This window comes from Hymenobacter sp. R533113 (assembly GCF_056835965.1).
The window spans coordinates 1,575,725-1,599,741 of record NZ_JAKWBD010000013.1 but is presented as its reverse complement, the minus strand read 5'-3'; the positions used below and the strand labels follow the sequence as shown (position 1 = coordinate 1,599,741).

At 53.6% G+C, this 24,017-nt stretch carries 22 protein-coding genes, 1 tRNA gene and 3 pseudogenes; 15 read left to right on the top strand and 11 right to left on the bottom strand.

The window, feature by feature from the left end; genetic code table 11:
* Nucleotides 1-27: 27 nt before the first annotated feature.
* Together MKZ35_RS16365 and MKZ35_RS16360 are read right to left on the bottom strand one after the other, a co-directional pair.
* Nucleotides 28-1,491 (bottom strand): DUF4270 family protein, encoded by a 1,464-nt coding sequence (locus tag MKZ35_RS16365; RefSeq protein ID WP_482514264.1) that lies wholly within the window; start codon nt 1,489-1,491, stop codon nt 28-30.
* A complete protein-coding gene (locus MKZ35_RS16360) occupies nt 1,475-2,296 on the bottom strand; it encodes a glycogen/starch synthase (protein ID WP_084443442.1) in 822 nt (273 codons plus the stop codon). Before MKZ35_RS16360 ends, MKZ35_RS16365 begins: the two co-directional genes overlap by 17 nt.
* Before the next feature lie 120 nt (nt 2,297-2,416).
* Between MKZ35_RS16360 and panC the strand changes: the two genes are divergently transcribed.
* The 7 genes and pseudogenes from panC (at nt 2,417) to MKZ35_RS16325 (ending at nt 8,621) form a co-directional block, all read left to right on the top strand.
* A complete protein-coding gene (gene panC / locus MKZ35_RS16355; protein WP_482514263.1) occupies nt 2,417-3,280 on the top strand; it encodes a pantoate--beta-alanine ligase in 864 nt (287 codons plus the stop codon).
* Between the two features lie 281 nt (nt 3,281-3,561).
* Nucleotides 3,562-3,909, top strand: a complete 348-nt coding sequence (gene panD, locus MKZ35_RS16350) for an aspartate 1-decarboxylase (protein WP_482514262.1) — start codon at nt 3,562-3,564, stop codon at nt 3,907-3,909.
* A gap of 63 nt (nt 3,910-3,972) precedes the next feature.
* Nucleotides 3,973-5,025 carry a lysylphosphatidylglycerol synthase transmembrane domain-containing protein gene (locus MKZ35_RS16345; protein WP_482514261.1) on the top strand — a complete coding sequence of 351 codons (1,053 nt, stop codon included), beginning with the start codon at nt 3,973-3,975 and terminating at the stop codon, nt 5,023-5,025.
* Complete coding sequence (rfaE2, locus tag MKZ35_RS16340; RefSeq protein WP_482514260.1) at nt 5,009-5,491, top strand: D-glycero-beta-D-manno-heptose 1-phosphate adenylyltransferase; 483 nt, start codon at nt 5,009-5,011, stop codon at nt 5,489-5,491. Before MKZ35_RS16345 ends, rfaE2 begins: the two co-directional genes overlap by 17 nt.
* A gap of 23 nt (nt 5,492-5,514) precedes the next feature.
* Nucleotides 5,515-6,177, top strand: a pseudogene (locus MKZ35_RS16335) (zinc metallopeptidase); the annotation flags it as partial.
* A gap of 223 nt (nt 6,178-6,400) precedes the next feature.
* A complete protein-coding gene (locus MKZ35_RS16330) occupies nt 6,401-7,540 on the top strand; it encodes an acyl-CoA dehydrogenase (RefSeq protein ID WP_482514259.1) in 1,140 nt (379 codons plus the stop codon).
* A gap of 157 nt (nt 7,541-7,697) precedes the next feature.
* On the top strand, nt 7,698-8,621 hold the full coding sequence (locus MKZ35_RS16325) for a helix-turn-helix domain-containing protein (RefSeq protein WP_084443435.1): 924 nt from the start codon (nt 7,698-7,700) through the stop codon (nt 8,619-8,621).
* A 92-nt stretch (nt 8,622-8,713) separates the two neighbouring features.
* Here MKZ35_RS16325 and MKZ35_RS16320 read toward each other — a convergent pair.
* From MKZ35_RS16320 to MKZ35_RS16310, 3 genes and pseudogenes are all read right to left on the bottom strand, one after another.
* Nucleotides 8,714-9,479, bottom strand: a pseudogene (locus MKZ35_RS16320) (phosphoglycerol geranylgeranyltransferase).
* Complete coding sequence (locus MKZ35_RS16315; RefSeq protein WP_482514258.1) at nt 9,457-10,266, bottom strand: hypothetical protein; 810 nt, start codon at nt 10,264-10,266, stop codon at nt 9,457-9,459. The pseudogene MKZ35_RS16320 and the gene MKZ35_RS16315 overlap by 23 nt, the downstream one beginning before the upstream one ends.
* A 3-nt stretch (nt 10,267-10,269) precedes the next feature.
* On the bottom strand, nt 10,270-10,641 hold the full coding sequence (locus MKZ35_RS16310; RefSeq protein WP_482514257.1) for a phage holin family protein: 372 nt from the start codon (nt 10,639-10,641) through the stop codon (nt 10,270-10,272).
* 149 nt (nt 10,642-10,790) lie between these two features.
* On the opposite strand from MKZ35_RS16310, the gene MKZ35_RS16305 reads away from it, so the two are divergent.
* Nucleotides 10,791-11,933, top strand: a complete 1,143-nt coding sequence (locus tag MKZ35_RS16305; protein ID WP_482514256.1) for a J domain-containing protein — start codon at nt 10,791-10,793, stop codon at nt 11,931-11,933.
* Nucleotides 11,934-12,055: 122 nt separating this feature from the next.
* Here MKZ35_RS16305 and MKZ35_RS16300 read toward each other — a convergent pair whose 3' ends face one another.
* The 5 genes and pseudogenes from MKZ35_RS16300 to MKZ35_RS16280 form a co-directional block, all read right to left on the bottom strand.
* Nucleotides 12,056-13,015, bottom strand: coding sequence for an IS3 family transposase (locus MKZ35_RS16300; RefSeq protein WP_482514774.1), 960 nt, complete (start codon nt 13,013-13,015; stop codon nt 12,056-12,058).
* An 8-nt stretch (nt 13,016-13,023) separates the two neighbouring features.
* Entirely contained in the window at nt 13,024-13,410 is a 387-nt protein-coding gene (locus MKZ35_RS16295) for a hypothetical protein (RefSeq protein WP_482514255.1), read from the bottom strand.
* 40 nt (nt 13,411-13,450) lie between these two features.
* Nucleotides 13,451-13,780: pseudogene (locus tag MKZ35_RS16290) on the bottom strand (IS701 family transposase); the annotation flags it as partial.
* A gap of 156 nt (nt 13,781-13,936) precedes the next feature.
* Nucleotides 13,937-14,470, bottom strand: a complete 534-nt coding sequence (locus tag MKZ35_RS16285; RefSeq protein ID WP_482514254.1) for a GNAT family N-acetyltransferase — start codon at nt 14,468-14,470, stop codon at nt 13,937-13,939.
* Between the two features lie 746 nt (nt 14,471-15,216).
* Nucleotides 15,217-15,292, bottom strand: a tRNA-Phe gene (locus MKZ35_RS16280).
* Nucleotides 15,293-15,447: 155 nt separating this feature from the next.
* On the opposite strand from MKZ35_RS16280, the gene MKZ35_RS16275 reads away from it, so the two are divergent.
* The 5 genes from MKZ35_RS16275 (at nt 15,448) to MKZ35_RS16255 (ending at nt 21,591) form a co-directional block, all read left to right on the top strand.
* Nucleotides 15,448-16,839: a 4Fe-4S dicluster domain-containing protein gene (locus MKZ35_RS16275; protein ID WP_482514253.1), complete on the top strand. Its 1,392-nt coding sequence runs from the start codon at nt 15,448-15,450 to the stop codon at nt 16,837-16,839.
* A gap of 189 nt (nt 16,840-17,028) precedes the next feature.
* Nucleotides 17,029-17,889, top strand: coding sequence for a (Fe-S)-binding protein (locus MKZ35_RS16270; protein ID WP_482514773.1), 861 nt, complete (start codon nt 17,029-17,031; stop codon nt 17,887-17,889).
* Between the two features lie 114 nt (nt 17,890-18,003).
* A complete protein-coding gene (locus MKZ35_RS16265; protein WP_482514252.1) occupies nt 18,004-18,504 on the top strand; it encodes a hypothetical protein in 501 nt (166 codons plus the stop codon).
* A 99-nt stretch (nt 18,505-18,603) separates the two neighbouring features.
* Entirely contained in the window at nt 18,604-20,535 is a 1,932-nt protein-coding gene (locus MKZ35_RS16260; RefSeq protein ID WP_482514251.1) for a CHU_0125 family OmpA-like outer membrane integrity protein, read from the top strand.
* Nucleotides 20,536-20,817: 282 nt separating this feature from the next.
* Nucleotides 20,818-21,591: a proline and serine-rich protein 1 family protein gene (locus tag MKZ35_RS16255; protein ID WP_482514250.1), complete on the top strand. Its 774-nt coding sequence runs from the start codon at nt 20,818-20,820 to the stop codon at nt 21,589-21,591.
* Between the two features lie 74 nt (nt 21,592-21,665).
* Here MKZ35_RS16255 and MKZ35_RS16250 read toward each other — a convergent pair whose 3' ends face one another.
* The gene (locus MKZ35_RS16250) at nt 21,666-22,142 is read right to left on the bottom strand and encodes a DUF4293 domain-containing protein (RefSeq protein WP_482514249.1); all 477 of its coding nucleotides are present in this window, start codon (nt 22,140-22,142) and stop codon (nt 21,666-21,668) included.
* A 91-nt stretch (nt 22,143-22,233) separates the two neighbouring features.
* Here MKZ35_RS16250 and MKZ35_RS16245 point away from each other — a divergent pair, with 91 nt between their 5' ends.
* Together MKZ35_RS16245 and MKZ35_RS16240 are read left to right on the top strand one after the other, a co-directional pair.
* On the top strand, nt 22,234-23,436 hold the full coding sequence (locus MKZ35_RS16245) for a thiolase family protein (protein WP_482514248.1): 1,203 nt from the start codon (nt 22,234-22,236) through the stop codon (nt 23,434-23,436).
* Nucleotides 23,437-23,452: 16 nt separating this feature from the next.
* Complete coding sequence (locus MKZ35_RS16240; RefSeq protein ID WP_482514247.1) at nt 23,453-23,998, top strand: GNAT family N-acetyltransferase; 546 nt, start codon at nt 23,453-23,455, stop codon at nt 23,996-23,998.
* Nucleotides 23,999-24,017: the final 19 nt, after the last annotated feature.

Here is a 24,017-nt window from a genome sequence, read left to right as displayed (position 1 = left end):
CGCTAAGGCCGCCTGGGGGGCAAATTGCTAGCGCAATTTAGAATAATAGACGCGGAGCGTGATGTTGTCGGCGTCGAGTACAGCCCGGTTGAGGGTAAGAGTGGGTCGGGTCCGAAGTGTAGGGGAGAGGATAAGCGCGGCAGGACGAGTAGCATCCGTCTGGCTGTATATGTAGCTCTGGACGTAATTCGTAATCAGAACGCTATAATATTGTCTGTTATTCCCTAAGTCGTAGACGCGAGCCTGGGCTTCCACCCGTTGTCCTTGGCCACCTATGCTATCGCCCAGTATTACCCGGTCGGTCCGAAAATTATTGACCAAGCTCTGTAGTACCTGGTTATTGGCGTTGGCTTCATAGAGATAAAGCCGCCGAGGCAATGGAAACAAAGCAGTCGCAAATGGCTTTATGGGTATTATCAACTCGGCTCGGTTGATAGCAATGTCCTTCCGATCTTTCAGCGCTTTAAGGCCCGCGGGAATGTCCAGGCGCGTGCCAAAACCGATACCCTCCTGTACATAACTAATGCCACCGGCTTCTGAAGACGGTACTGCCATCTGCCCGTTTGTGAGACGCGCAAAAGGACCCGCGGCCGATAAGTCACTGATAATTTGAGTGAAGTAGCGCGGCGCATTCAGGTTAATACTGGTAGTGGCCTCACCGGCACCACGGGGCGGGCTGCCAAAGTAAACGGAATAGGAACGCCACTTCCTCGGGGCAGTCCCATCATGGTAATAAAATACTACCCGCAGCTCGTTGGAGCGATTAAAACCTACGACCGTACCTGAGAATTCATTGGTTGGCGCAACGGCTACGCCTTTCCAGAGAGCATCCAGTTGGGTCTGCGTGAAGGTTTCGTTTTGCAAACCTGAAAAAACGCCCCCTAGCAAAGCTGGAGTTTGTCCGGGGCGCGAAAGTGCCAGCCGAACGGGCACATTTATTTTCCTGGTAGCTGTATCGGTAGTTGAAGCAGGAGTAACGCGCTCCCGACGAGTCTTGAGCGCGCCAACCAAGTTACTACCGATAGCCTGACCTATGGGCAGGTCGGTATTCGCATTATAGCTGCTCCGATCATCAAGTTTTTGCGGAAGTGCAGATACATTGAACCGCAAGGGTTGCGTAGCTGTACCGTACACCTGGTCAAAGCTCATGACCATCACCGTCGAGTCCAGCACGGTGCCGACGAACTTAGCGGGCAATGAATCAGCGGGCATATTCACCTGCAAATTCAGGAACGAGCGGGCCGTAGTAGTACCCAGGGCTGCATCACTGATCCGTCCAACCAAAAAGTTGTCGGCTTTCAGCGTTTCCAGCGAGTCTTGCAAAATCGTAGCTACGGGCGCCTTGAACTCGCTGTAGTCAGTAGTAAGAGAAGCCGTATCCGGCGGATCCACCCGAATGTCATTCGGATCGTCGCAGCTGGTAGTCAGCAGGAAGGCGGCGGAAAAGCAGAGGGTCGCGGTGAGGCGAAAGGCGCTAGCTGGCCAATTCATTATAAAGCGCGTAGTAAGAAGTCAATAGGTTCTCGTCGGCGCCCACCTGACCGATGCACTTCTTCTGGGTGTTCTGGGCATACTCGGTGAACATAGCGTTCATGTTGTCGCTGAAATCTTCGTCAGATTTTACTACCGAATCAGCATAATCCATCCCGACTTTGATAAAGCCCTCGTAGTCGGCTGATTTCAGCGCGGCCAGCATTTTGTCATCAATGTCCAGCATTTTGGCTTTCTCAATGATGTCGCCGCTGAATTTGTGCGCGAACTCGTTGTTATAAATCGTAAATACCGATTTAGCGTCCTTGAAAATAGGGTCTTTCTTATAAGTCGTTTTCAGGTACATCGGAATCAGGCCGGTCATCCAGTCGTTGCAGTGAACGATGTCCGGCGCCCAACCCAGTTTCTTCACGGTTTCAAGCACACCTTTGCAAAAGAAGATGGCGCGCTCGTCGTTGTCGGCGTGAAACTTATCGTTTTTGTCCACCAACACTGACTTACGGTGGAAATAATCTTCGTTGTCGATGAAATAAACCTGAAGCTTAGCATTCGGAATAGAAGCCACCTTGATAATCAATGGCTTCTCCTCTTCACCCACGGCAATATTGATCCCCGACAAGCGCACTACTTCGTGTAAACGGTTCTTGCGCTCGTTGATAATACCGAAACGGGGAACAAAAATGCGGATCTCCATCCCCATTTCCTGCATGCCTTGCGGCAACATCCGCAGAAACTCCGCTACCTTGGTCGTCTGCAAAAACGGATTGATTTCCGTGGCAGCATAGAGTATTCTCAACTTGGACATATCGGGTTAGTAGAGGTGATTAAGTAAGAGGCAATAGTTTTGGATGCACAAAATTAAACATTTTTAAGCGGAAATTCAATAAAACCCACCTGCGGGTCCTTCCCTCAGGCCTTCTACCTTATGGAGATACTGCAATCGGCCGCCGCGTTGCAAGCCCAAACTGAAAAATGGCGCCGTGATGGTCAACGCATTGGCTTAGTGCCTACTATGGGGGCATTACACGATGGCCATCTGCGGCTGGTACAGGCCGCTGCCGCTGAAAACGACGTAGTAGTAGTCAGTATTTTCGTGAATCCGACCCAGTTCAACAGTCCTGACGATTTTCGGCTGTATCCGCGCCTGCCCGAAGTGGATGCTGCTTTGCTCAAACCGGCTGGCTGCACAGTGCTATTTCTGCCCTCAGTGGAGGAAATGTATCCGCAGCCTAGTAAACTGCGCTTCGATTTTGGCTCTCTGGAGCAAGTAATGGAAGGAGCGCACCGACCAGGCCACTTCAATGGAGTGGCTACGGTAGTAAGCAAGCTTTTCCATCTGAGCCGTCCTCATCGGGCTTATTTTGGCCAGAAGGACTTGCAGCAAATCACCATTATTCGCCAGTTGGTGGCTGACTTATCATTTGATCTAGAGCTTATCAGCTTCCCAACAGTGCGCGAGGCCGATGGCTTGGCAATGTCCTCACGCAATCGGCGCTTGCCCGCCGAAGCGCGGGAAATTGCCCCCCAACTCTATGCGGCGCTACAATTGGGAGAGAAATTAGTAGAGCAAAATCAACCGATAACTACTATAAAGGAACAAGTGCTGACCTTTCTGGCGGCTGAGAAAGCCATCAAAGTGGAATATTTTGAAGTTGTTGATGCGCAAACGCTCCAACCATTGCAAGTATTGATTCAGGGCCAGGAAGTTGCGCTGTGTATAGCCGCTTGGTTAGCAGAGGTCAGATTGATAGACAATTTCTTACTAGTGCACCGCCCGCTGTTGGTATAGCTGAATATATTGCTGGTAAAGACGGTGGTAAAATGGAGCCAGCCGAGGTTGGAACTGCCCTTCGCGCTTTAGACACGTCAATCTCTGTAATGCCGACGAACTAATCACGTAGAAAGGCTTAAAAAGCCCTCCAGGCAAGCTAGTAGCAATACTAGGCAGCCTGGGGGGCTTTTTTGTGCGAGCTGTAATAAGCTGATGGGTTCATAAGGAGAGCGACTAGATAAAGCGTTCAGGACCGAATCCCTATCTTTGCCGCCCTTATTTCACTTGCATTATTCTTCATGCATATCGAGGTTCTAAAGTCTAAAATCCACCGCGCCAAAGTCACGCAGGCCGAGCTGCATTACGTTGGCAGTATCACTATCGATGAGGACCTGCTCGACGCGGCCAATATGGTAGAAAACGAGAAAGTGACCGTAGTAAATGTGAACAACGGGGAGCGGTTCGAAACTTATACTATTCGTGGAGAGCGCGGCGCAGGCATGGTGTGCCTGAATGGTCCGGCCGCGCGCCGCGTGGCCGTCGGAGATATTGTTATCATATTTTCTTACGCCCTAATCGACTTTGCGGAAGCGCGCGCCCATAAGCCCACGCTCGTTTTCCCCGATCAGCATAATCGGCTGGTATAGGTCGAAGAAGCGAATGGTTGCTTACTGTAGACAACTATGCGCTCATGCTAAGGTAAATACACTATGAAGCAACTGCTGACTATACTTAAATACGGACTGCTCTTGGCCCTGTCGGGGCTGCTGATGTGGTACGCAGTGCGCGGACAGGATCTGAGCCGTATTGGCGAATATGTGCGAGAGGCCAACTATTTCTGGCTGTTCGTTACCATGGTCTTGTCAGTATTGGGGTATCTGAGCCGCGCTTATCGGTGGAAAATGCAGCTAGATCCGACCGGCCACAAAGCCTCCTACTGGGATGTATATCATGCCATGATGGTGGGCTACCTGGCTAATCTGGTGCTGCCACGCATGGGCGAGGTAATTCGCTGCTCCGTGCTGCGTCGCAGCAGTGGCGTGCCCGTGCAGGTATCGTTGGGTACCGTCATTGCGGAGCGCGTTATTGATGTGCTGATGCTGCTGGGACTACTGGGGGCCACGCTACTGCTGGAGTTTGACAAGTTCTGGTCGTTTGTAATGAGCTTGCTGACTGATAATTATGAATCGTTTGCTGCCCACCGAACTACCTTGCTGGCTATTGCCGCCATTGCCTTAGTGCTGCTGCTGCTGACTGCTTACGCGCTGTTCAGGAATCTGGAACGGCTGCGGCAGAATGCGTTCTTCAATCGTATTGTGGGTCTGGCAAAGGGGCTGTTATCAGGCGTATTCAGCGTGCTGAAGCTCGAGAATAAGGGGATATTTTTATTGCACACCATTTTTACCTGGTTAGTCTATTATTTAATGGATTACCTGGCTTTTTCCGCCTTCCCCGAAACCTACAACCTAAGCATGGTGGCTGGTTTGGCAGTACTGACCTTTGGGGCATTCGGGATGGCGGCGCCGGTATCAGGCGGTATTGGGGTGTTTCACGTACTGGTGCAAGCCACACTGCTCGTATATGGGGTTTCAAAGGAAGCCGGCATTGCCTACGCGCTGGTGGTGCACGGGTCTCAAACCTTATTAGTCGTCCTGATGGGCGGAATCAGCTTCGTATTAAGTATGGTAAAATCAGGCCGGATAGCACGCCGCAGTGCAGCGTCGTTGGCCGTAGCTACACCCGCCGATGTGGAGCAAGGATAAGATTGTTGACCGAAACGAGTTAGGACCATTGCTGGCGCAATGGCGGGCCGAAGGCCGCCCAGTGGTTTTCACTAATGGCTGCTTCGATCTGCTTCACCTGGGTCATGTAGATTACCTGGAGAAGGCACGCCACTTAGGTGGAGCTTTAGTCGTAGGCATGAATACCGACGCTTCTGTCAGTTGCCTGAAGCCGGGCAGGCCGCTACAGGACGAAATGTCACGGGCGCGCATCCTGGCGTCCCTTTTGTTTGTTGATGCCGTAGTGCTGTTCGATGAGCCCACGCCGCTTGCCCTGATTGAGCTGATTAAGCCCGACATTCTGGTGAAGGGCGACGACTACGCAATCAGTGGAATTGTCGGCCACGAATTGGTGTTAAACAATGGCGGGCAGGTACTCACCGTACCACTCGTAGCTGGCTACAGTACCACGCGGATCGTGGAGCGCATACGGCAGCTTCCTTCTTAACCTTTACTTTACTCTTCAAGCCCATGTATCTATTCCTCATTCTGGCGATGGTTGTAAGCGGGCTGATTCAGTGGCGCTTGCGTAGCAAGTTCTCTGAATATGCCAAGATAGGTCTGCAATCGGGCCTGTCCGGTAAGCAAATAGCGGAGCTTATGCTCGCCGACCACGGTATTACCGATGTGCGCGTTATTTCTACCGAAGGGCGCCTTACTGACCACTACAACCCCGCTGATAAAACGGTAAACCTAAGCGAGGCCGTGTATGCAGAGCGTTCGGCTTCCGCAGCTGCCGTTGCCGCCCACGAGTGCGGCCACGCGGTGCAGCACGCCACCGCTTACAGCATGTTGCAGTTCCGCTCCGCTATGGTGCCCGCGTTGAGCGCGGTGTCGCGCTTTATGCCCTTTGTTCTCATTGCTGGTGTGTTCATGATCAACACATCCATGATTCCGCTGGGTATCGGTATTGCGCTGTTCGCGCTTACTACGCTCTTCTCCTTCGTCACCCTGCCAGTTGAGTTCGATGCCTCTAAGCGGGCGCTGGCCTGGATTGACAAGCGCGGCATCGTGACGACTACTGAGCATGCTATGGCTAAAGATGCACTCTGGTGGGCGGCTATGACCTATGTGGTAGCGGCGCTCAGCTCCCTGGCTACTTTGCTTTATTACGTTAGTATTTTCATGGGGGGCGCAGCCGCAGCTAACCCTGAAAAGCAATTGGCTTTAGTACATTCAGATACCAAAAAAGCCCCCCAAAAAGACCGGGGGCTTTTTTGCATTTTAAGCCAGACATTTGTGCTAGTAGCTCGGTTATGTAGGTAGCTAAGTGACGCCTGAATGAGCGTAATTTGCCTTCCTCTGCCGAACCAGTACTTAACTTTCCACCCTAGTTTCCCACCCAAGCTTTTTACGAATGGATTTTCAGTTCACCGAAGAACAACTAGCCGTACAAGCGGCTGCCCGCGACTTTGCCCAATCCGAACTTTGGGCCGGCGTTATTGAGCGCGACGAACACCAGAAGTTTCCCGCCGAGCAAATCAAGAAAATGGGTGAGCTCGGCTTCATGGGTATGATGGTCAGCCCCGAGTACGGCGGCGGCGGCATGGATACCGTATCGTACGTACTGGCAATGGAGGAGATCTCGAAAGTAGATGCCTCCTGTTCGGTTATCATGTCGGTGAACAACTCGCTGGTATGCTGGGGCCTGGAGAAATACGGCACCGAAGAGCAAAAGCAGAAATACCTGCCCCGCCTGACCAGCGGCGAAATCATTGGCGCCTTCTGCCTTTCCGAGCCGGAAGCGGGCTCCGATGCCACCATGCAGCGCACCACCGCCGAGGATATGGGCGACCATTATCTGCTCAATGGCACCAAAAACTGGATAACCAACGGCTCGACAGCTTCTGTATATCTGGTTATTGCCCAGACGAATCCTGAGCTAAAGCATCGTGGCATCAACGCTCTTATCGTAGAGAAAGACACGCCCGGTTTTGTGGTTGGTCTGAAAGAGAATAAGCTGGGCATTCGCGGCTCCGACACGCACTCTCTCATGTTTACGGACGTGAAGGTGCCCAAGGAAAATCGCATTGGCGACGACGGTTTTGGCTTTAAGTTCGCCATGCATGTGCTGGCCGGGGGGCGTATTGGTATTGCGGCCCAAGCGCTGGGTATTGCTTCGGGAGCTTTTGAGCTGGCGCTGAAATATTCGAAAGAGCGTAAAGCGTTTGGGGTTGAAATCTCCAAGCACCAAGCTATTCAATTCAAGTTAGCCGATATGGCTACCGATATCGACGCGGCCCGTCTGCTTTGCCTGCAAGCTGCCCAGGACAAGGACAATCACGTAGACTACACCAAATCGGGGGCTATGGCTAAGCTGTTTGCTTCCAAGGTAGCGATGGATGCCACCGCAGAAGCTGTGCAAGTGCATGGAGGCTACGGTTTTGTGAAGGAATTCCACGTAGAGCGCTTCTACCGCGACGCCAAAATCACTCAGATTTACGAAGGAACATCCGAGATTCAGAAAATTGTAATCTCGCGGGAATTATTAAAATAAGAAGTTCATAGCTTAAAATTCAGATTATTTGCATTAAACCCAGTCATAAAATGACTGGGTTTTTCGTTTTTGTGAATTTTTATATGTTGTTTTGCATTGTCTACGTTTAGACGACTGTGCGGCTCCCTATATATCCCTACCCAAAACATCCCCGAATATGGAAGATTACAATAAAGTAATTGAATCGCTTGGTGTACGTTACATCAAGGCGAAGAACTTGGTATTGCAGCAGCCGTTTACGGTGCGCAATTATTATGATGTTGGTAACAATCTGATATTGCTGCACAAAGGCCACATTGCTTTCGGCGATGAGGAACAAGCAGTAGAGGAAGGTGAAATGCTCTTCATTCCGGGCGGTCGGGCTACGAAAGTGAACTACGGCGGCTCAGGGGGCAAATTGATTACCAACGACGACCTGATCAGCAATAAGGACAAATTTTTCCATTCCAACTCCGACCTCGACCTCATTGGCGACGCGGAAGAAAGCCATAGCCACGTAAGTTTTGAGGCTAAGGTATTTGACTCGGTGAACTTCTTCGCCTCGCTGGACGTGCCGGCTTTCCTGATTACCAATAACTCCAAGCTGGCTAATCTGGTCATCAAGGTGGTAGAGGAGAGTTTGCAGGAACTGCCTGGTCGTGAGCGTCTCATCACTATTTACACCGAGAATATCGTGGTGGAAATTGTGCGCTATATCTTGAAGAACAAGATGTTTGTGGAGCAGTTGGCAACCAACAGCACGTACTTCAAGGACCCACGCCTCATTGACCTGTTCAACTATATCAAGGAGAACATCGGGGGCGACTTGTCGAATAAGGTGCTGTCGAGCGTGGCCAACGTGTCGGAAGACTATGTAGGGCAGTACTTTAAGATGCTGACCGGCATTAATCCCCAAGACTACATCGAATACCAGCGCATGGAGCGCGCCGTATTCCTGCTTCGTACGACCAAGAAGAGCATCCGCGACATTGGTAAGGAAGTAGGCTACAAAGACACGGCTTATTTCTGTCGTCGCTTCAAGATGATGTTTGGGATTCCCGCCGGCAAGATGCGTCGCCGCGAATCTGCAATGAACATCTAATCACGGATTTCCCGGTTCAAAAAAGCCCCCCAGACCTAGTCTGGGGGGCTTTTTTGATGTGAAGCAAACGGCTTTGTTTTCAAAGACGCGCGTTACACAGTATCCAGGACAGCGTTGAAGTTTTGAATAACTCCAGACATCTCGGCTAAAAACTGAGGGGCTTTTTCAATCTGGTTACCAACTACAATAACGTCGGCGCCGGCCTCTAAAGCCGCCTGGGCTTTCTCGGTGGTGTTGATGCCACCACCAACTATCACAGGTACCTCCACTGCCTCCCGCACCGCCCGAATCATGGCTGGCGCTACCGGATACATAGCACCGCTACCACCATCAAGGTACATCAGGCGCAGCCCTAGCTGCTCGCCCGCCATAGCCGTGCAGGCCGCAATACTGGGCTTATCGTAGGGGAGGGGCGTGGTACCGCTCATGTAGCTAGCGGTGGTCTGCCGGCCCGTATCCACGAGCATGTAGCCAGTAGGCAAAATCTCGAGGTTGCTAGCCCTCAGCAAGGGTGCTGCGACTATATGTTGGCCAATCAAAAAATCGGGGTTGCGGCCCGAAATCAGCGACAACAGCAAGATGCCGTCGGCTTGGATATCCAGATGCAGGCTGTGGCTCGGAAACAGCAGCACTGGTACTGTACTGTTCGCTTTTATAAAAAATGAGCGACGCCTGGTGAGTATTCATCACCAGGCTGCCGCCCACAAAAAAATAATCAATAGGATAAGCCTCGCTCAGCGCTAGCAAGTGCCGACACCCGGCCTCGTCCAGTTGGTCGGGGTCGAGGAGCACAGCCAGAGATTTCTGGCCGCGCTGGCGGCGGTTGCTAAGCGTTTCATAGAGACTGCTGTGGCGCATCCGCGTCGTCGTGGTGATAAGTAAAGTCGATGTCCTTCGTTTCCGGCTCCATAACAGTTACCGTCGGAATGTCTGCAAGGTCGGAATTTTTGTTCACTGGCAAATATTCACCGACTTTTTTGGCCACATACGCCATCAAAACGGCAGTTACTTGGGCCATCAGTAGCTTGCCCGTATCCGACTGCAAAAAGTTTTGCAACACGGAAGCTACCATGGTAGGCTCTTTGTGACCAAACTGCTGGTTAGTATCGAACGCCGAAACCGGTAAGCGGCGGGCGTCATCGTAGGCGAGAGGAGGAAACGGGTCGGTTTCAGCGGAAGCGTGGTACACGTCAGGCGCCAGATCGGCCCGACCGGCTGCCGCGTATTGCTGACCGCGGTCAAACTGATGTCCGCCGCCAAATCCGTAGTCATCGCCAACATGCTGGCCACTCGCCTCGTGCCTTGCCGGATTGGAAACATAAGACGCCCGATGAGCGTTTTTGTTCTTTTTCCTTTCCTGCTTTTCCCGCTTCTTCTGCGCCTTTCGCGCCAAGCGGTCGTCCTCAAATTCCTCGTAGCCTTCGTCATCATCCTCGTCGTCTGAGTCGTGTCGGCTGCTGAAGGCTTTAGAAATCAGCCAAATGCCTCCCAGAACACCTGCCCCAATGGCGGCGTATTTGCCCACCTCCTGGGTTTTCTCCTTGATTTGGTCTACGTCGCCCAGCAGGGCACGCTCGTATTCGAGCTTCTGGCGCTCCAGAAATTCCTTTTCGTCCTCGAATAACGGGTTGTGTAGCTCTGCCATGAGTTAGTTACGCTTATCTGATTTGTAAATCGTGTTGTCCAGTGTCTTATCGGCCAAGCCCTGAAACAGCTTCTTATCGACTCCAACCACAAAGATGATCAGGAGCACCAAGTAAAAGCCGGCCACTATCCCGAAGCCCCAAAAGGAGCTGTCGAGGGCTTCGTTGAGCGCTAAACCGATGAAAACATTAAGGAAAATAAAGAAGAAAAGCCCAATTATGCCCATCGTGACACCGTGAGCGGTAGCCACGAAAGCCATTTTGGCTTTCTCCTGGGCTTCGAGGCGCACCAGATCAATGCGTGTATCGAGGTAGCCTTTCAGGTTGCCTATCAGGCTGTCATTGGGGGGCGTTTTAGAGTCGTCGTCAAAGGCCATACGGCAGAGGGTTGAATGGAAAGAAGGGTGTTAGTAGGTCGAGGGCCGGAAAATGCGCGTAGTACCTGATTTTTCAAGCCTTTTGCACATACGAAAAAGGCGGGTTTGTGTCTGAAAAATGAATTACTTTTACCCTATACTGCCGTGTTTTGAGTCAGAATCATTATCAAGTCTTAGGTGTCGGAACCACGGCGTCGGCCCGCGACATAAAAGCGGCCTACAAGCGCCTGGCTATTCAATATCACCCCGATAAGCACGGCGGTAGCCCCCGATTTGAGGAGCAGTTTAAGGCCGTAAACGCCGCTTATCGAGTCCTGTCTGATGCGGGCCGCCGGGCCGCCTACGACCACCAATTGCGCCGCGCTGCCCACGTTCAGGAGGTGCAGCGCCAGCAGCAGGCCTATCGTCAGCAGGGCCAGCGCGTGTATGGCGTGCCGATGCCGCCCCCGCCCGCCCCGATGCGTACGCGCCCCCCAGCCGGGTCGGCGGAGCGCCACTATCGCACTATCCCGAAACGCCGGAAGTTCACGCGCCGAGACTATCTGCTCACGGCTGGGTTCATTGGGCTATTCGTGCTGTTTATAGTTTCGGTGAAAGTGACCATGGACCACGTCACGGCCGTGGGAAATTATGACGATGGCCTGCGCGCTTACACCGACGGAGAGTGGAGCACGGCCCACAGCTTTTTCTCCGAGGCTCTGCACTTCAAGCCCGACTACCCGGAGGCCCTCCGCCGCCGCGCCGAAATCACGGAGCTGATCTATCACCAGCCGGCCGTTGCCCAAAACGATTATCGCGCCGCGCTGACCCATACCACGCGCCCCGCTGACCGCGCTTTTATTCTGCACCGTTTGGGTCGCTACGAAGCGCGCAACCAGCAGTCCGCCCTGGCCGATCAGCTATTAACCCAGGCGGTAACGCTGGACTCGACGCGGGCAGGCGCCTGGATACTACGAGGCGAATTACGGCTGCTCACCAAACGGCAGTTTAGCTTGGCTGTCCGCGACCTGAGTACTGGCCTGCGGCAGCGTACCGTGGCGGGCAGGGCCCCTACGCTTTATGCGCTCACCCTGCGGGGCCTGGCTCATTACCGCCTCGGCGACTACGCCCGCGCTCAACAAGATTATCAGCTGGTAGCTAACGCTAACCCTACGAATGGCCAGGTGCACTATCTGTTGGGACGCGTGGCTCAGCGCCAAGGCCAGCTTGCCGAAGCGTGCGTGGCCTTCACGCAGGCGGTACGGCTAGGCTATAGCTTTGCTAGTGCAGCCCAGCAGCAGAGTTGTCCTTAAAACGTAATTCCTGAAGAAAGCAAAAAAGCCCCCCAGCTTACGTGGGAGTAAATCTGGGGGGCTTTTATAATTTCAATAGGAAACAGCGGCCTTGGTGTCTCGTCCGGAAATAAGTTGACCGTTTAGTGGTAGTCCGGGCCTGCGTTGACCGTTTCGGTGGTAGTCCTAAAATTACTGACTTTTGGTTCGCTAGCAACGGGTGGTTTATAGTAGTTTTTCCAGCGCCGCTCCAACGGTCCCCAGCTGCGGTGTGCTTCATCGGGGCTTTGGTAGTTGCAACTCAGATGGGGGCGTTTGTAGTTGTAGAGAAACACCGCCCGTTCGAGGTGTTGCTGCGCTTCGTCCAGGGAGCGTACCGGCTGGTGACTCAGATACTCCTGCTTGAGGATGCCATTGATGCGTTCGGCCACCGGGTTTTCCCGCGGGTCGGAGTTTTCGGTCATGCTCACCTGCACGTGCCAGGCCGCCAAGGGGGCCAGATATTCCTGGCTACAATACTGGATGCCGCGGTCACTGTGGTGAATCAGGTGACGGCCCGCCCGTTTGGTAATGTGGCGCAGCGCCATTTCCAGCGCGCATCGGCAGTGGACCGTGGCTAACGTCTCGGCTACGGCGAAGCCCATGATACGGTGCGAGTAGGCATCGGTGAGCAGCGAGACATACAAACAGCCGGCTTCGGTAAACCAGTAGGTGATATCCGCTACCCAGACCTGGTTGGGCCGTAAGGGCGTCAGGTCCTTAATCAGGTTGGGATATTTACGGAATTTGTGCCGGGAGAACGTGGTAATGGTTTTGCGCTTGCGCCGCCGAATGAGCAAATTATTCGCGGCCAGCAAGTCAAACAGGGCATCCCGGCCTAACTTGATGCCTTGACGGACCAGTTGCTCTTTCAGCAGGTAGTAGAGCTTCTTGCCGCCCATGCGCGGATGGTCCTTTCGCACCTCGGCCACGAGGTCCAGTACGCACTGTTCCCGCTGCTCGCTGGTGAAGTGCCGATTTTCGTGCTGGTAGTAGGCCTGCCGGCTAAACCCAAGTACCCCACTGACCCGCCGCAGGCAAAAGTGCGGGCAGCTGACTCGCAGGAGCTGGACTACTTGGTACCGGACTTTTTTTCGATGCTCAGGCCCAGCTCCTGCTCGGCCACCCGGATCACGTTTTTGTAGTAGAGCACCTGCAACTCGGCTTGTTCGAGCTGTTTCTGCAATTGCTTGACCTGACCAGTGAGTGCATCGGCATGCTGCACCACTTGCTCGACGAGCGTGGTGGGCGGCTTTTTCGGCGTGTTTTCCATGGCGTGGGTACGTGCCTGCTCTTCTTGCCGGACACGTTCCACCCACTTGGTGACGGTCGAGCGAGTGAGCACCTGGTACTGGCTCATCGCCGACTCAATGGTGTGGCGGCCGAAGTTAATTTCCTCGACCATCTGGCGCATTTTCAGCTCATGCGCCTGCTTGCGAAAGAGAAATAAGTGTTCCATCTGCGGGGGATTGATGGTCAACTCATTTTAGGACAAGACAGTCAGGGTTGACGTACACGCAGTTGACCAGGCCAATGCCTTTGATGATGCCGTGCGCGTTGCCCGAGTACTGGCGGCGCACCAACTCGATGCGCTGGCTGTGGCGTTTGTCGAGCACCGTCTCGTCGAAGAGCACGTAGCCCCGCTCGCTGCCCACGAATTCGGCCCGCACCTGCTGCCAGAGCTGGCGGGGCGTACAGCGCGTGGTCTTGAGAAAGTACTGCACGTTATCGTGCTGCAAACCCGCCAGATGCTCGGCCCGGTAGGTGCCCGTGTACTTCACCTGGCTGCTGAGCAGAAACTGCCCGTACAGCTGAGCCGTGACTTTCATGCTTTTTTGCTCAATTTACCCCTTTTGCGTAAGTCCTAACCCTATGAATGCAGATAAAAGTGTAGGCCAAAAATCGTAATTGGAATAGCTTCCCATCGGTCGGCGAATAGCGCACTTGAATGCGAAGAACGTCCTCCCACTAACGTCTCGGCGGTGCTAGTACCCTTGTGCGCCTTGCGGCTTCCATTCTGCTTTTAACACAGACATCACAATTTTATCGTGAAATACGCCTTGTCGACAAGCAGCCTGTCGTAGACGCCCTTCCACGACAAAGCCAGCTTTCGTGTATGCTTTCAAACCGCCCGTATTCGATTCGGAAACCGTGAGCATAATCCGATTGAGTTGGTGGCTGGTGAAGCCTATGTGGACGATTTGCTTCGTTACTGCCGTACCCACGCCCTTCCCCCACGATGCTTTCTCGCCGATAAAGAGGAAGTATTCGCCCGATTGATTCGTTATGGAAATACCCGAGAGGCCGGCATAGCCAATCAATGCGTTGGTTTCCTCCAAATAGATACCTAAGTTCAGGGTGTTCGCCTGCTGTAAGGTGGCCGCAAACCACTGGTCAATCTGCTCCGTGGTCTTCATGCGTTGGAAAGCCGAGAGCGAATACTCGATGACTTCGGGGTCGCGGAGCCACGTGTAAAAGTGCGCAACGTGTTCCGGTTGCAAAGGAGCGAGCTTCACCATAACCCTGTTCTATCATTTACTTGCCCTGGAGTAGGCAAGCGCTAAAAGTAAGCATGCTATAAACCCAAATCTGACTCTCGGACCAAAGAACCAATTTTATCGTGTGGCCGCCCTGTTTGACAGATGCTCACTTAACTTCTGTACCAAACTTTTAACCAAGGCCAACAGCGCTACGGTCGGCTTGGCCTATACGATGAATTGATCAGCCGCCGCAAGGTTTAGAAGTAGCAGCTACGTATTAGTAATGCTAGTGCACAAAAGCCTCAATAGCCTCACACATTGATGAGGCTGGTACAAAATATTTGTAGGTACTACCATTCTCATAATGCCCTGCCTAAAAAATTCTCCAACTCCATAATGCTTTTGAATGCTTTAAGGTAGTCCGTGTTCCATAGTTACACAGCTAATAAGACCATTTCAAGCTTTCTCTTTTTCTCGATTAAGCGGCCGATTTTGTTTGTAGAATCATATAATGCTTGCTGAAATAAAATTCACTCTATTTTATTTATAATATTTGTATAATTATTATATTAATTTGAATAAATAGGAGAATAAGGAAGTAAATATTTAGCGTACTGCTTACTATAGGGCTATGTGGCAACCACAATTTGATGCTCAAGGACAGCAAGAAGTAGCGTTTTGACTATGGAATCATAGTAGCTTTAGATAAAATGAACCCCAACCGTATTTTATATTGCTTACACTAGAAACAAAAAACCCTCTTCGCAACTCGCGAAGAGGGTTTCTGGTGGTAACGGTTGGAATCGAACCAACGACACCAGCATTTTCAGTGCTGTGCTCTACCGACTGAGCTACGTTACCAACTTTCCTTGGTCCTTTACGACTTAGGAGTGGCAAAAGTAGTAAACCAAAAGCAAGCTGCAAGACTTACACTAAAAAAGTTTTCGCTCAAAACCTTAAATTTGTTAGGCATAACGAGTAATTTTCGGTCCAACCTACCACCCAACTGCTTTCCTGTGACTATCGAAAACATCATTTTCCTACTTGTGGCCATTGCTGGCTTCGGCTTGTTTGCCTGGCAAGCGCGAAAGATCCGCGCCAACATCCTCGTGGGCCGCGACCGTGATATGTCGGGCAATATCGGGGAGCGGCTGCAGAAAACCTTGCTGGTAGCTTTTGGGCAGCAGAAAATGTTCAAGCGCATTACGCCAGCCTTGTTGCATTTGGTAGTGTACGTAGGGTTTTTGGTGATCAATATCGAGGTGATTGAGATTGTGATTGATGGCGTGTTCGGTACGCACCGTGTTTTGCAGTTTCTGGGGCCGGTGTACGATGTACTGATGGCTACCAACGAAATCCTGGGTGCACTGGTGATTTTAGCAGTTATCGCCTTCTGGTGGCGGCGCAACGTGAAGAAGGTTCGCCGCTTCTCCGGGCCTGAAATGCGTGCCTGGCCCCGCATCGACGCTGATATGATTCTTTATATCGAAGTGGTGCTGATGGTGGCGCTGTTTGTCATGAACACCTCTGATTTGAAGTGGCATCGCCTGCAAAACCTGGAGATGCCGGGTTCATTTCCTGTTAGCTCGTTACTGTTAGGCATTTTCCCCAACGATCTGAACTTCCTGCACTTTCTGGAGCGAGCGGGCTGGTGGGCGCATATCGTGGGTATTCTGATTTTCCTGAATTACCTGCCGAGCAGCAAGCACTTTCACATTATCCTGGCTTTCCCGAACGTGTACTACTCGCGGCTGGTGCCGCAGGGGCAGTTCTCGAACGTGGATAGCATTACTCACGAGGTGAAAGCCATGATGGACCCCAGCTATGAGGTGCCCGCCCCACCGGTAGGCCCCGACGGCTCGGCGCTGGCAGCTACCTCATTTGGGGCCAAAGACGTGGAAGACCTCGCCTGGACTAACCTGCTCAACGCTTATTCATGCACCGAGTGCGGACGCTGTACGGCTTCCTGCCCGGCCAATATCACGGGTAAGCTGCTCTCGCCGCGCAAGATTATCATGGACACCCGCGACCGGATGGAGGAGAAATACAACTCCCCGCTAATTTTTCAGCCCAACATCTACGGCGACGAAAGCAAAGGCACTGAGCGGGTGAAAATTGACGTGGAGCAAAATACGCTGCTGCGAGGCCGCGTAACGCCCGAGGAACTGTGGGCCTGCACTACCTGCAACGCCTGCGTAGAGTCGTGCCCGGTGAATATCAATCCGCTGGAGTCTATCATTGAGATGCGCCGCTTCCTGGTACTGGAAGAGTCGGCCGCGCCGGCGTCATTGAACACCATGTTCTCTAACATTGAGAACAACGGCGCTCCGTGGGCTTTTTCACCCTCGGATCGGTTTAACTGGGCTGATGACTTGTACTTGGCTGAAAAGGAGTCAGTAACCGCATAAAAAGAACACAACATCAGGCGGTCATGCTGAGGTCACGAAGCATCTCGCGTGTTTATTCTGATTAGTAATCCTACGTCAACACGCAAGATGCTTCGACAGGCTCAGCATGACGTTCAATAGTAAAAATCAATCAACCAAATGGCTGAGCAAATCACTCCAACCGCCAAACGTCAAGTTACCGTTCCCGTCATGGCCGATCTGGCTGCCCGCGGCGAGCAGCCCGAAATTCTGTTTTGGGTGGGTTGTGCCGGCGCCTTCGACGACCGCTACAAGCGCGTAACTCGTGCTTTCGTACGCATTCTGGAGCACGTAGGCATTAAGTACGCCGTGCTGGGCATGGAAGAAACCTGTACCGGCGACCCGGCCAAGCGCGCCGGCAACGAGTTTCTGTTTCAGATGCAGGCCATGCAGAATATCACCACCCTGGATGGCTATCAGATTAAGAAGATCGTGACGGCCTGCCCGCACTGCTTCAACACGATTAAGAACGAATATCCGGCGTTGGGGGGCAATTATGAGGTGATTCACCATAGCACCTTTCTCCAACAGCTCATCAACGAAGGCAAGGTAGGCGTAGCGGGCGGCGGCGAGTTTAAAGGTCGGCGCATTACCTTCCACGATTCCTGCTACCTGGGCCGCTCCAACAACATCTACGAAGCGCCCCGCGACGTGCTGGCTACTCTTGATGCCGACTTGGTAGAAATGAAGCGGAGCCGCGCCAATGGCCTTTGCTGCGGTGCTGGCGGCGCGCAGATGTGGAAAGAAGCGGAGCCCGGCAACAAAGAAGTCAACATTGAACGCACTGAGGAAGCCCTTTTCACCCTTGATGGTGACGCTCAGGCGCTGGCGCAAACGCGCGGCGTGGAAGACGGTAACGCCGGCGCTACGCCGAGCCCACGCGCCAACACGCGGGGGGCAATTATTGCCGTATCGTGCCCTTTCTGCATGACCATGATGAGCGACGGCGTAAAGAACAAGGAGCGCGAGTCGGATGTGCAGGTCTTCGATTTGGCGGAACTGATAGCCAGTGCTGAAGGACTGAACGCCTAGCGTTGGGCTTAATGGCGTTTTTGTTTATTCGAAACAGCCTCGTCGGAACTTCCCGGCGAGGCTGTTTCTTTGTATGGTTATCGCGCGTATTTCCAGGTCCTAAGCTCCTCCTCTATGTTCGTTCCGTTTGAAGAATTGCCCCCCAGCGCCCGCGTTTGGATTTATCAGGCCGACCGGCCGCTTACGAAGGTAGAGCTAGCAGCTGTTGAGCCCGCGTTGGCACAGTTCGCGGCCGAGTGGACCAGTCACGGCCGCATGCTGCGCGCTTCGGCGGCATTTCGGCACGGGCAGTTTTTGGTATTGGGACTCGATGAAGCCGTCGCTGGTGCAAGTGGCTGCTCTATTGATGCCTCCGTGCGCTTTGTACAAAGTTTGGAACGGCAACTGGGCATAAGCCTGCTGGAAAAGTCGCACCTGTCCTTTCTCGTTGATGGTCAGGTGCAATTACTCGACCGTCGTGAGCTACGTCAGGCGGTAGCTGCCGGCCAGCTCCAGCCCGAAACGCCCTACTTCGACAATACCATTGCCCAGCACAGCAAGCTAATGGCCGCGTGGCCCGCGCCTGCCGCCCAGACTTGGCTGGCCAAATACTTTCAGGCCTCGCCTCAGCGTTAAACTTACGGCTCTATTCCTGCCGAAACTTAGTATTATTGCCAGGCATAACAGCATTACTGGTCTACGCCGAGCGCCTTACCTTCCTACTGCCTTCCTTCTATGAAGAATTCTATTATTGTATGGGCTGCCGCCGGATCTGTGGCTGCGTTGGGCCTGAGCGGCTGCGCGACCTCCGAATCCGGGACGAAAGCTGACAAACGCTTTGCTCGCGGTGAGTATGAAACGGCCATTGCCTTATACAAAGCGCAGGCGGAGCGGGGCAAAAATGCCCCCCAGAGTAATTTTCGGGTAGGCGAATCATACCGTCTCTCCAACCGCATCGAGCAGGCCGAGCTATATTATAAAATGGCTGTAGGAGCAGGATTGAAGAATGCTGATGCCGGCTTTTACTACGGATTGGCACTAAAAGCCAACGGCAAATACGATGAGGCAGCGGCTCAGTTTGATGACTACGTGAAGCTAGGCACCAACCGCGCTTTGGCTGCTCGGGCCGAAATTGAAGCCAAAAACGTACGCCTAAGCAAAGAGCTTTCCGCCCAGACAACGCGCGATGAAATTCAGGCACTTGATCAGGTAAACTCTGAGTCATCGGACTTTAGCGCCACCATGATTCCGGATACCAAGGAAATCGTGTTTGCCTCGGGCCGGGATGGGAAAAAATACCTGGGCAATGGGGAAGGATTCAACGACCTGTACGCCATTCGCTTCGAGGATGCGGAGAAGATGACTGGCGGCACCGTCCGCAAGCTGGAGCCCCTTTTCAACACCGCCGACATGCACGAGGCCAGCGCCACTTATGCCCCGGATGGTAAGATGGTCGTGTTTGCCCGCTCGAACAGCGGCAAGAAAAAGGGCTACCTGAGCGTCGACCTCTGGGCCTCCTATTACCGCAGCGGCGCCTGGAGCGAACCGGCCCTCATCAACATCAACGACCGCACCACCGACGATTTCTCGCCCGTTTTCTCCCCCGATGGCCAGACGCTGTACTTCGCTTCCGGCCGCAAAGGCGGCGAAGGTGGTACCGACCTCTACAAAGCCACCATAGCTGCTAATGGCCGCTTTGCCCCCGCCGAAAACCTTGGTCCTGAAATCAATACGCCGGGCAACGAAAGCTTCCCCGCTATTGCCCCCGATGGCACGCTGTTTTTCTCCTCTGATGGGCATCCCGGCCTGGGCAAGCTGGATGTGTTTGTGGTCGACAAGAGCAAAGTGCGCAACCTGGGCGCGCCCATGAATAGCAGTGGCGACGATTTTGCCCCCTATTTCACGGCGCAGAATGTGGGTGTGTTTTCCTCTAACCGCGCTGGTGGCAAAGGCAGCGACGATTTGTACCGCTTCCGCCGCAACACCACCAAGCTGGTCAACTTCTTCGTTGATGGCACCCTACTGGAGCGCGATACCAATACCGGCACTACCAAGCCCGTGGCCGTCGAAAACGTGGAGCTTTTTGCCAATGGCAACCGTAAGGTTCTGGAGGCCACCACTGGACCTGATGGCAAGTTTAGCTTCAAGCTTGACTCGGCTACTGCTTATGCCCTGGTGGCCGACCGGTCCGGCTACTTTACAGCTCGTACGTCGGTAACAACGGTCGGTAAAATGCCAGCCCAGGATAAATTGCCGGAACAGGTGAATGACATTCGGATCCCTGTGACGCTCACGCTCAATAAAATCGTGAAGAACGTGGCCATTGTAGTTGAGAACATCTTCTACGATTACAACAAAGCCGACATTCGGCCCGATGCCGCCATTGAGTTGGATAAGCTGGTAGAAACCCTGAACGACAACCCCAAAATTACCATTGAGCTAAGCTCCCACACTGACTCGCGCGGCAAAGACGCCTATAACGCCAGCTTGTCGCAGCGCCGTGCCCAGTCGGCCGTCGATTATATTATCTCGAAAGGCATTGCTAAAGAGCGCATTACGGCCAAAGGCTATGGTGAAACGCAACCAGTAGTGCGCAACGCCAAAACTGAGGAGGAGCACCAGCGCAACCGCCGCACTGAGTTCAAAGTGACACGCATCGCCGAATGAGAGTAGATAAGCTGTAAGTCCACTAAAAAGCCCCTCAGAACTGCTCTGGGGGGCTTTTTAGTGCTTTGTTATATATTTCGATGGTGCTGGCAGAACCCTTGAATACATGGTCAGGGATACATAATAAAGCTCTTTAAGCAAGGCCCAACTTATAATGTGTTGATAATTAAATGACTACCTCCAATGTAAAACTGAATAGGATTTAGTATATTCAAAATGGCATAATACTTGGCTTTAAGTATCTAATCGGAGGCATCCCTATTGCTTTCACATTCTTCACTCATGAAAAAGGCCTTACTTCTGAGCTTCAGTTTGCTGATGCTACTCTCGGCCCAGCTGCGTGCGGCACCGGTTATCGTCAATTTTGCCTCCGAGCGCGGCGTACCGTTTCATCTGGTGTTTGATGGCCAACCGCTGACCCGTGGCGGCGTGCGCCAAGTGTCCATCGACCGGCTTACGCCTGGCTTTCACTGGGCTGAGTTTCGGATTCCGACGCCTTACGGCCGGGCCGTCAACTACCGCACACGCGTGTTCTTGGACCCCGGCTTGGAAACCAGCTACGTGCTGATTGCCCGCAATGGCTTCGCGCCGGCCTTGCGCAAAGTAGCAGCCGTACCGCTCGGCCTCGGGCGCGGACCCGGCCGGCGGGCGTATCCTGATGACGTGATTTACGACGATGACCGCCGGGAGCCCAACGCGCCTATCGACCCCTACGGCTCGTATTCTCCCGGTCCGGGCACGGTCTATCCCGGTGCTTATCAGGTAATGACGCCACAGGATGTAGACGCCCTGGCGCAAGCTTTGGCAGCTCGTTCCTTTGATAGCGACAAGTTGATCGTAGCTCGTCAGGCCTTGAGCGAGACGGGTATTCGGGCCGATGATTTGCGTCACCTGCTCACGCAGTTCAACTTCGATGGCGATAAGCTGGAGCTAGCCAAATATGCGTACCCCGCCGTGGCCGACCGGCAGAACTTCTACCGGGTTTATGATGTGTTTCGCTTCAGCTCCAGTGCCCGTGAGCTGGAGGGGTTTGTGGAAAGAAACCGAGGCCGATAGATAGTTTAATCAAATTACAAAAAAGCCCCCCAGAGTAGTTCTGGGGGGCTTTTTTGTGGTTAACACGTTGTTGCTTACCGAAGCCGATCCATGCTACGCACGAGCTGCTCGTCGCGGCGGATGAAGCGGTTGGCCAATACGTTGAGCAGCAAGGCTAGGGTAGGTAGGTAGAAGCCGGCCTCAAACTCGCCGGGAACCTTGATGTTGAGCAGTTGCTCGCCTACCCCGGAGTAGTAGAAGCCCGCCCCGATGGTAGCCACAATCAGCAGAAAGTTGGCTAAACCTAGCTTAAGCTGACGAAAACGGTTCTTGAATTGAAAAATCTCGTACACCGCTACCGCCGCCGAAACGAATGTTAAAATAGCAATGGGATACGTGGGTGTTGGGGCTGGCGAGCCCGGCTGAGGTTGTGTAAAAGCCAGCCTATAGGCCGACAGCACCACTTCCTGGCCGGTTAGTGAGTCGGTTTTGCTCCAGATAGGCAGCACTAGCACACTCAGCATGGCCAGGGCCAGCAAAAGAAGGAACACGCTTTGGATTCTTTGTATCATCTTTGTGGTTTGACGGTTCATGCCGCATTGCCGAAGCCTACGGGCCGGCAAAAGTAGCCAACAACGACCGTAATAACCGCATTTCAAGTCAATGCTAAGTGCTTATATAGTAGATGCCGTCCGCACCCCAATCGGACGATTTGGCGGTGCGCTCAGTAGCGTCCGCCCCGATGACCTCGCCGCCCACGTACTGCGTGAGCTGTTGCGCCGCAATCCGACCCTCGATAAGGCGGCCGTAGAAGACATCATTATCGGTGCCGCCAACCAGGCCGGCGAAGACAACCGCAACGTGGCCCGCATGGCTGGTCTGCTGGCGGGTTTGCCCGCGTCGGTGCCCGGCAACACCGTGAATCGCCTGTGCGCTTCGGGTTTGCAAAGCATTATTGATGCTTCGCGGGCCGTGCGCTGCGGGGAAGGAGACGTATATCTGGCCGGTGGTGCCGAGAGCATGACCCGTGCGCCTTTCGTAATGGCCAAGTCGGAAACTGCCTTTGGTCGGGAGCTTACCGCTCATGACACCACTCTCGGCTGGCGCTTTGTCAATCAAAAGCTCTCGAAGCTGCATCACCCATATGCCATGGGCGAAACGGCGGAGAATGTAGCCCGCAAGTACGGCATCACTCGCCTGGAGCAGGATGAATTCGCTTTCAACTCGCAGCGCAAATACCACCGCGCCAACGAGAAAGGCCGTTTCCGCCGCGAAATCGTGCCTGTATTCGTGTCCAACCCTAAGGGTGATGCGGCATTGTTTGACACCGATGAGCCACCGCGCTTGTCGACTATTGAGAAGCTGGGCACACTCAAGCCTGCCTTTCAACCCCAGGATGGTACTGTAACAGCTGGCAATTCTGCGGGCATCAACGATGGTGCGGCCGGGGTGATTGTGGTGAGCGAAGAAGCGCTGAAACGCTACAACCTCAAGCCGCTGGCCCGCGTAGTAGCCGCCGCCGTGGCTGGCGTTGATCCAGCTTTTATGGGTCTCGGTCCAGTGCCAGCCAGCCAGAAGGTGTTGCAGCGTGCGGGCCTGACCATGAATGATATGGATCTGATTGAGCTGAACGAAGCGTTTGCTGCTCAGTCGATTGCCTGCATGCGTGATCTGGAGCTTGACCCTGAAAAAGTAAACGTGAACGGTGGCTCTATTGCTATTGGGCACCCGCTGGGCGCTAGTGGTTCACGTATTACGGCTACGCTGCTGCACGAAATGCAGCGCCGCGAGGGTGTACGCTACGGACTGGCTACCATGTGCGTAGGGGTCGGGCAGGGTGCGGCAGTAATTTACGAGAAGATCTGATTTGCCCCCCAGCCTTATGTCTGCTGCCCAGCTGCGCCCCACATTGGAATTACCCGTGCGTGGGGCGCGGCTGCGGCCCTGGCAGCTAAGCGATGCCCAGGCATTGAGCACGCACGGCAGCAGCCGCGCCATCTGGCTCAACCTGCGCGACCGGTTTCCAAATCCCTACACCCTCACCGAGGCTGAACACCATCTGCGCTTTGTACTAAGCCCGGAAGGCATGACCGATGTGCACTTGTGTATAGAGGTGGATGAGGAAGCGGCGGGCAGCATCAGCGTGTTATTTAAGCAGGATGTCAATCGGCGTTCGGCGGAAATCGGCTACTTCTTGGGGCAACGGTTCTGGGGACGCGGCGTCACAACGGCGGCTGTCGGGGCATTGACGGAGTACGCGTTTGCCAACTTTGACCTGTGCCGCCTGTACGCCGTGGTATTTGCTCCGAATGCAGCCTCCGCGCGCGTGCTGGAAAAAGCTGGGTATGAGCTGGAAGCACGGTTGCGCAAGAGTATTACCAAGGACGGCCAAACCATGGACTCCCTGCTTTACGCCTCCGTAAAGTAGCGTAGGCAGTAGCTTACGT